Annotated in this window: 6 protein-coding genes and 3 pseudogenes; 6 read left to right on the top strand and 3 right to left on the bottom strand. The window is 56.8% G+C overall.

Annotated features, from left to right (window positions below):
• Window positions 1-192: co-regulatory protein PtrA N-terminal domain-containing protein (locus AC1DKH_RS30105; RefSeq protein ID WP_477800198.1), on the top strand; the 192-nt coding region annotated here is incomplete at its 5' end.
• A gap of 184 nt (window positions 193-376) precedes the next feature.
• Here the strand turns inward: AC1DKH_RS30105 and AC1DKH_RS30100 are convergent.
• Window positions 377-730 (bottom strand): annotated as a pseudogene (locus AC1DKH_RS30100) (TonB-dependent receptor domain-containing protein); the annotation flags it as partial.
• 379 nt (window positions 731-1,109) lie between these two features.
• Here AC1DKH_RS30100 and AC1DKH_RS30095 point away from each other — a divergent pair.
• The gene (locus AC1DKH_RS30095) at window positions 1,110-1,430 is read left to right on the top strand and encodes an isochorismate lyase (protein WP_477800197.1); all 321 of its coding nucleotides are present in this window, start codon (window positions 1,110-1,112) and stop codon (window positions 1,428-1,430) included.
• Between the two features lie 151 nt (window positions 1,431-1,581).
• On the top strand, window positions 1,582-2,070 hold the full coding sequence (locus AC1DKH_RS30090) for a GNAT family N-acetyltransferase (RefSeq protein ID WP_477756782.1): 489 nt from the start codon (window positions 1,582-1,584) through the stop codon (window positions 2,068-2,070).
• A gap of 123 nt (window positions 2,071-2,193) precedes the next feature.
• Here the strand turns inward: AC1DKH_RS30090 and AC1DKH_RS30085 are convergent, their stop codons facing one another.
• Window positions 2,194-3,063 carry an AraC family transcriptional regulator gene (locus tag AC1DKH_RS30085; protein WP_477800196.1) on the bottom strand — a complete coding sequence of 290 codons (870 nt, stop codon included), beginning with the start codon at window positions 3,061-3,063 and terminating at the stop codon, window positions 2,194-2,196.
• 223 nt (window positions 3,064-3,286) lie between these two features.
• Here AC1DKH_RS30085 and AC1DKH_RS30080 point away from each other — a divergent pair.
• Together AC1DKH_RS30080 and gfa are read left to right on the top strand one after the other, a co-directional pair.
• A pseudogene (locus AC1DKH_RS30080) lies at window positions 3,287-3,607 on the top strand (tyrosine-type recombinase/integrase); the annotation flags it as partial.
• A gap of 345 nt (window positions 3,608-3,952) precedes the next feature.
• Window positions 3,953-4,531 carry an S-(hydroxymethyl)glutathione synthase gene (gfa, locus tag AC1DKH_RS30075; protein ID WP_477765552.1) on the top strand — a complete coding sequence of 193 codons (579 nt, stop codon included), beginning with the start codon at window positions 3,953-3,955 and terminating at the stop codon, window positions 4,529-4,531.
• Window positions 4,532-4,829: 298 nt separating this feature from the next.
• On the opposite strand, the gene AC1DKH_RS30070 is transcribed toward gfa, so the two are convergent.
• Window positions 4,830-6,281, bottom strand: coding sequence for a DUF1254 domain-containing protein (locus AC1DKH_RS30070; RefSeq protein ID WP_477800199.1), 1,452 nt, complete (start codon window positions 6,279-6,281; stop codon window positions 4,830-4,832).
• 737 nt (window positions 6,282-7,018) lie between these two features.
• On the opposite strand from AC1DKH_RS30070, the pseudogene AC1DKH_RS30065 reads away from it, so the two are divergent.
• A pseudogene (locus AC1DKH_RS30065) lies at window positions 7,019-7,634 on the top strand (copper oxidase); the annotation flags it as partial.

Raw genomic sequence — 7,634 nt, 5'->3', positions numbered from 1 at the left:
GTTCTCTTCGTAGTCGCCACTCTGACCGCTTCTTCTCTGGCGATGGCCACAGGTGGCGGTGACCGGACCTTCGCACGCATGGAGTCGGCCCGCAAAGTCTCGATGGAAACCTACCAGGTTGCCCAGAAACAGAAGGCTGAAGCCGCTGTCGCTCAAAGCAAAGCCAAGGCGACCGACCGCAGCAATAGCTGATCCGTATAGCGCGTCCCCGGGCTGACAGAAATGTGCGGCCTCAAGCCTCGAATGCAGCACCCAAGGTGCTGCTTTTGCTTATATAACCGAAATCCCGCTAACACAAAATCCAGTGTGTTGAATCCACAGCTATAAGCAGCCTTTCACGAAGGGCTGCTTTGGGGCCTGTTCTTCAGGTCTGGGCTCAGAAGCGATAGTTGGTGCTCAGCTCAAGCGTCCGTGGGGCACCGGGCGTGATCAGATCCACCGAACCATGCGCCGAAGCGTAATACTCCTTGTCGAAGACATTGCGCAGACGCAGGGCCATGTCCCATTTCGGCTGGTTGTACAACAGCGCGGTGTCCACTGTTGTGTAAGCCGGCATGACCACATTGTTATCCAGCGCGGTATAGCGATCATCGACATAGTTGGCCCCCATGCCCACACGCCAGGTTTGCGTCAGCGAACGCACCAACCACAGGTTGGCGCTGTGGCGCGGCGTCAAGGTGGGTACCTGGCCTTCGTTGACGACACCGTTAGTAAGGCTGTTGGAATTGGATCACGTAGAGGGGCATCGATCTTCAGCGCGCTCCTGCTCTCGAATGAGTGGAGTCACTTAAGGCGACAGGCAGAAATCGGCCGATTCTGTTGAAAAAGTCGGCCATGGTTTCAACGGCAGAAAAATACGCGCCTGAGATTGAAATCTTTACTTTTGGGCAGAGGCTTCCGGGCTCAGATTTCACGTAGCAGTGTGTAAAAAGGCGTTTTCACCACTCAATATTCAGGCCATTTGGGCGGGCCGACTTTTTCAACGGAATCTGCCAGAAGCAGCCACTCAAACACCGACTTATGGTATTCAGGCTGTATCGCTCACGGAAGACAGCGCGCCGATACTTCTTCCAAAGGCCCACGAATTTTCAGCAAACGGAGTCAACTACATGGACGTCATCAATAAGTTGCAGCCCGAAGAGTGTGCAGGCATGGAGGATATTCGACGCGAAATCGATGCCCTTGATCAGGTTGTTATCAAGCTGTTGGGCAAGCGTTTTCACTATGTACTGGCTGCCTCGAAGTACAAGACCTCAGCAACTTCGGTGCGTGCTCCGGAGCGTTTCAAGGCCATGTTGGAGACACGACGCGAGTGGGCCGAGGCTGAGGGCCTGAGCCCGGATGCAATCGAGAAGATGTACAGTGACCTGGTGAACCACTTCATTGCAGTAGAGATGAAACACTGGGCGGCTCATCAATCCAACACCTGACTCTAGTGTCCGGACTGTCCGCCATGGGGCGTCAACCGCCCTTCATGTCTGCTGCAATCGGCCATTTGCGGGCATGCCATTGCTTTCCATCACCCTGCGCTAGCCTTGGGACTCAGCTAAAGTACCGATTCATGGAGCTTAGAGACGAGCAATGAAACTGAACCACAGGCCAGTGAAGGCTAGCGACGTTAAAATGATCTGCGGCTTTCCTCAGAACGCTCAAGAGTTGTTTTTCATGTTTCCAAAGGCGCACTTCCCGCTAACGGAAACGCAGTTGATTACCGCGATCTCCCAACGCTTTGACTCTACCGTCGTGGAGATCAATGGGACTGTCGTTGGGTTTGCAAATTTCTATCGAGCTGAACGCAATGGCGTTTGCTGTATCGGCAATGTCATCGTCTCGCCGAGCGCTCGGGGTGAAGGAGTGGCCACGTTCATCGTAGAGACGATGACCGGCTTGGCATTCGAGCGTTACGGAGCCAACGAGGTGCAGATTTCCTGTTTCAACGAAAACACCGGAGGGCTGCTGCTCTACCCCAAGCTTGGGTTTGTGCCTTATGCAATTGAGGAGCGACCTTCTTTGGGAAACGGCCGATCGGCCCTCATACACATGACGCGCAGCAGAATCTCGACAGGTTGAATACGCGGTCGATTGTTACCCTGGAAGACAGGCAGAGATCGGCCAATAGCTGCCCCTTGGCGAGAGGCAGATTACAACGATGAACTCAACGACGATCGTTTCAAACCAGCAGCGACCTGTCCGCTATTGCAAAGGCACATAAATATCGGTCTGCCATTGATCCTGCGGTGTCTCGGGGGAAATGCTCAGATAATCGAAGAACAGCGGCTGGTCTCGAAGCTCCTCGCCGCTGGTAGGGAGCCAGTCGCGATAGATCGGATAGATCGATTCGCCGATGTGATCCGTCGAGCCCACGTGACGCACCACGACGCAGCGCCCGCCGGGGATAACCCTCTCGGTTACGCCGAACTCATTCGCTGCTACCGCCTCGTGAATCTCGCCGCAGATTGCAAACCGGAACGCTTCGGCCGGGGTCGTATCGGGGTTACCGAAAGGAATACCAAAGCTGCGACTTGATGCCACCGGCGACTGTCCGCTCTGCATGCGCCATTCGATAAATTTACGCACACTCTCATTAATGAGCCCGGGCGCTCCGCAATGCTCCAATGCTGCAACCCTGACTTCGCGAAACTCCACAATTCGTATCTGCATGATGATGCTCCTGGAAAAATGAGGGATGGTGAACACCGCACTCCAGACCTGCCAATTCGGTTGCTTCCTGAATGCACTCGGCGTCATACCGAACGCCCGCCTGAACGCCCTGGAAAATGCTTCGGGGCTTTCGAAACCCGCACCGAAAGCGGCGTCCAGCACCGAGTAATTCGCGAGGGAAGACAAGCAATGCGCCGCGCGTCGTAGTCGCATCAGTTGTACATAACGTGAAACAGGCACGCCCACGAACGCGGTGAATTGTCGATGGAAGTGAAACGCCGAAAAATTCGCGACTTGGCTCAACGTCTTCACGGACAAGTCACCTTCGAGATTGGCGTCGATGTAGGCGAGTACCAGGTCGAAGCGTTTTGTGTAGGCGGCGTTGCTCAGCAAGTCAGACACTGGATGGAGGCTCCGGGAAATACGGTAGGCAATAGAGTCGACTATACCGGCGTGCCCGCGCCTAGCCGTGTTTGCTCAGGTCGCGTTTGAATTGCCTGTTCGACGTGGCCGCCTTGGATGCACCGTCTTCAAGGCTACCGGGCGGTTCATCTGAGCCTCCGATTGTAAATCCTGTACGACCGCCAGCTTCATGCCCTGAGGAAGTCAGTCAACCAAAATCGAGGTTCTGGAGGCCTGGATTCATCAGGCCCACCTCCGTGGTGAGGAGTTCTTGTTTTCGACCCGGTTGCATGGCTCAGATCATCTCTCCACCGGGCAATACGCTCGAATAGTCAAAGCGTGGGTGACAGCCATTGACCTTGACCCAACCATGTACGGTACCCACACGCTACGGCGAACCAAGGCATCGTTGATCTATCGCAGGACGAAGAACCTGAGAGCTGTCCAACTCCTGCTTGGTCATACGAAGCTTGAAAGCACTGTCAGATACCTGGGAATCGAAGTCGATGACGCCCTGGAAATGGCGGAACAGACGGAGGTCTGATCACCTGCTGCGACGGTCAATGCTTGGCCGTCGCTGTCCGGCCAGAAGCAGACCTGAAAAACCTTGGGCGTGTGTGGATTCCATCTGAATTCGACACACTCGCCCGTGCGCTGGTCCTGGCCGCGCTCGAGACATCATCGCAGACTATTCTTGATCTGGGTAACCGACCGGTCGCACCGAAGGAGGTCACTCGTTTATGCACTGTGTCCTTTTCGAAATCCGCCGCGGTTCGATCGGATGCATGAAGGCAAATCGATCCGCGCCGGCATCGAGTTCCGATGAACTACCGGTCTGGGGCACGGCCCCAGGCACTTTTGTCTGACACCCTGAAACGGAGACGCCAGCATGAGCACTTTGCAACTTCACCCTGTACTGGACAATGGTATCCAACCCGCCGCCGCGAATTTCACAGGTGGCACCCTGCAATGCCTGTGTGCGACTGACAAGGTCGAGGTCAAGATCGACGCACAAACTCTGCATAACCACGCGTGCGGCTGCAGCAAATGCTGGAAACCACAAAACGCGACATTCGCCGTCATCGCCGTGGTGCCTCGAGATAAGGTCAGCGTGATTGCCCACGGCGAAAAACTGGCGATTGTCGACGAATCCGCCACCATCCAGCGCCACGCCTGCAAGCAGTGTCACGCCCATCTCTTTGGGCGCATCGAGAACAAGGACCATGCGTTTTATGGCCTGGACTTCGTCCACACCGAGCTTTCGCCACAGAGCGGATGGGCTGCGCCGGGATTCGCGGCGTTCGTGTCCTCCATCATCGAAACCGGCACACCGCCCGCGCAAATGAAGGCTATCCGCGAGCGCTTGCGCTCGATCGGCCTGGAACCCTATGACTGCCTGTCCCCGGACTTGATGGACGCACTGGCGACTCATGTCGCCAAACAGAAAGGCCTGCTCCCCGCCGCCTGATTGATCGGTTGCCGCGGTTTCTTTTCCGGACCGCGGCTCCGATTCACCTTTGATGTTGTGCGCCCCACATAATTAACTGGGGGGCTGTGGGCATTAAGACAATGGATTACGCCAGTTTTCAATTCCGCTCGTACCAATTTTGTACCACCAGGCTCTCTCAACCCACCTTTTCGCTATGGCTAACTGCGTCTACATCAGGCAGATAGCGGCCAATAGCAGCCCTTCATGATCGGCTGCTATTGGCAAAAAGTAGCACTGGCCGACACCGACTTACGGCGAGTGTCAGCAATGGGTCGCACTACTTCGATACCACCAACGCCGGTGGCTGCCAGCTGCCTTCGCCAGCGGGAAGAATCGAAGGCGGTGCGGTCTTCGGCCAGTAGAGGCGCATCACCAGATAGACCGTGTCGTCAGGCGCCGGCAACCAGTTGGCCTCCTTGGCCTTACCGGGGGAGTCCTTCTGGATGTACAGCGTCAGTGAACCATCCGTGTTTTTCTTCATCGCCGACAGCATCGGCGAGTTGATCAGGTAACGGTTGAGCGGATTCTTGATCAGCAGCTGGCTCTTGCCGTCGTACATGGTCACCGACCAGAAGGCATTGACTGGCGGCAGTTTGCCGACCGGGAAAGTCAGCGTGTACTTGCGCTTGCTGGTATCCAACGTCTGGCCGGTGCCGTCGGTGCGCGTGTTGGGATACATCGCCTCGACGGCGTCGTTACCGTAGAGGCCGCCTTTCGCGGCACCGGCACGCTTCAGCCAGTCGGCCTTGTAGAATGTTTGGTCGCCGAAGTACGCGCCGACGCTCCAGCCGTTGATTATCTTTGTCCCGCTCGCGAGGAACTTGTCGACCTTCTCGTCACCGGCCTTCATCCCGAGCAGAACCACGGCCTTGTGCTCGAGCGAGAGGTCCTTAAATTCGAAGGTGCGACCGGGTCCCACCCCAATGCTCGCCAGCTTGGCCCGGATCTCCTGGTCGTCAGCCGATGGCGGCACATACTCCATCGCGGCCGACAGGTACTCGAAGAAGTTGGCCTTGATGCCTTCCGTCGTAGCCGGCACGAAATCAATCTTCGGCGCAGTGGGCGGCGCGGGTTGATGGAGGAAGGCGGACAGCGGCTGGACCTTGTAGCCCGCTTGCACCTTCTCGACATTCGGCATGTCCTTGGCATTGTAGAGCTGAGTCCGAATGGCGCTCACGGCGAAGGGAGTGGTCGAGGTGAAGACTTTTTTGATACCGGGAGGGGGCGCGCCTTTCCAATCGGGACCGACCACCATGTATTGGCCTGGCTCGTTGCCGGTGGTACGGCTGCCGATGTAACCGTAGTTGTAAGTGTTGCCGTCGATCATCTGCACCGAGTAGTAACGCCGCTTGTCCACTGCCGGCACCGAGATCACCATCGGCTCCGCGCGCAGGTCCAGCCAGACAAACGAATACGGGGTGTCGCTGTTCGGAGTGATGATGGCCGTGTCTTGGTAGGTGTAGACGCGAGGCTCGTTCTTGATCTGGTTGAACGGCGCCTTGTATTGCGGGCCGCCCTTGTCCACAGCATATTCGTTCATCACGGCGTAGTTCATGACCAGCGGTAAGCCGTAGATAAAGCCTTCCTCGGCGATCGCCTTGGTCTGCTCGAGACTCGGCGCGGGTACGCCCTTGGTCACATCCGTCTTGTCTGCCTGCGTGATCGGATCGTTCTTGCTCGCACACCCCGCAAAAAGCGTTGAACCCACTACGACGAGTGCCGCAGCCATTGTCCAGCCCCGGTTAGACTTCCTGTTCATTTCCACCTCGTTAGTTTTGAGCAAGCTGGCACCGTGAGCGTTCATGGCCACGGTGAAATAATTTGAATGTTTGAAACCCTCCCGACTTTTCAGTAGTGCCAAGTCATATTGGCGATCTGGGCTTCAATCCAGGCGTTGTCGAACTCGCCTGATACACGATAGCCAGACAAGGTTTTTTGCTGATCGACTGGCATGCCCCATCCAGACCGCGGCCCAATGGAAACCAAGGTCTGTCTCCCGACTAAGTAAATCCTGTGGCGAAGCGCCAACTCACACGCCCTGGGAGGGTAGATCACAAAAAGCCAGCATCCCCTTGCGCAGCTGAAATAGTGCCCGCTATTTGTACGTCCTGTCACCACGATAAATACGAGAAGCCGGTCTGATTCAGTTATGTAACATTATCCATGTCGCCCTAGGGCGAGCAGCCCCTGCCAAAAGCGGGCGGTGAAATAGGGCCGCTACTATTTCCATAAATGGGGCACTACACCCACCCAACCGGGCGTTTACTACCTCATTTGAGGAATATCCCCCCACCCAGCACTTACCAAAAAAAAACACGTTGAAACAACTTACTAATTACTCGGAATTTTCATTCCCCTTCTCGTCCATGGCCCGGTGGTTGCATGGCGCCTTGCAACGCAGGCAGTTACTGTCACCAGGTGGGGATGGCTGGGTGCGCCGTTTTGCTATGTCGCGGAGGGAACCTCATGAGAATCCTTGCATCGCCATTCAATTCGATCCGTTCCTCAAGGGTTTCGGGCGCAGTTTCTGTACTGTTGATCACCTTCGGGTTGGATCCGGTCAGTGCCGCACCGCTGGATGATTTCGGCCTGCCACCATCGACGGACCCCTCTGCGTTTACCAACCCGCCGGCCGACCCCAAGGCCGCGCTGGATGCCATACGGGCCATGCCACCCGCCAACCAGGGCGCCCTCGCCCTGCCCAATGGCATGTACGGCACCCGCACCACGCCAACGACCGACAACGTGCTGCAGCCGGCCCAGCAAACATCCTTCAAGATCCCCACCAATGGCAAGCCCAGCCCATTGTTCGGGGCCCAGCCGTACACTCAGCAGCTGCTGCTGTTCGAAGAATTCGGCACGGAGAAACTCGACCCGACACTACCGCCGCCCACGCTGACCTTCCCGGTTCCGATCGTCGGCCCTGCGCCCACGCAGGACCCGAACAGCATCGCCCGCAGTGGCCCTTCGGCCGCGGCGCTGGAAGCCTTCATGCGCCAGCCGGGGCTGTACCCGTATCCGTCGCAGTATTCCAACTCGCTGGACCGCAACCCGTGGAAAGCGCAGATCGAAGCCTTCCTCA

It is taken from the genome of Pseudomonas sp. 05L36, assembly GCF_056398125.1.
Note: the sequence above shows the minus strand (reverse complement) of the source record. Positions and strands in the feature narration are given on the sequence as shown.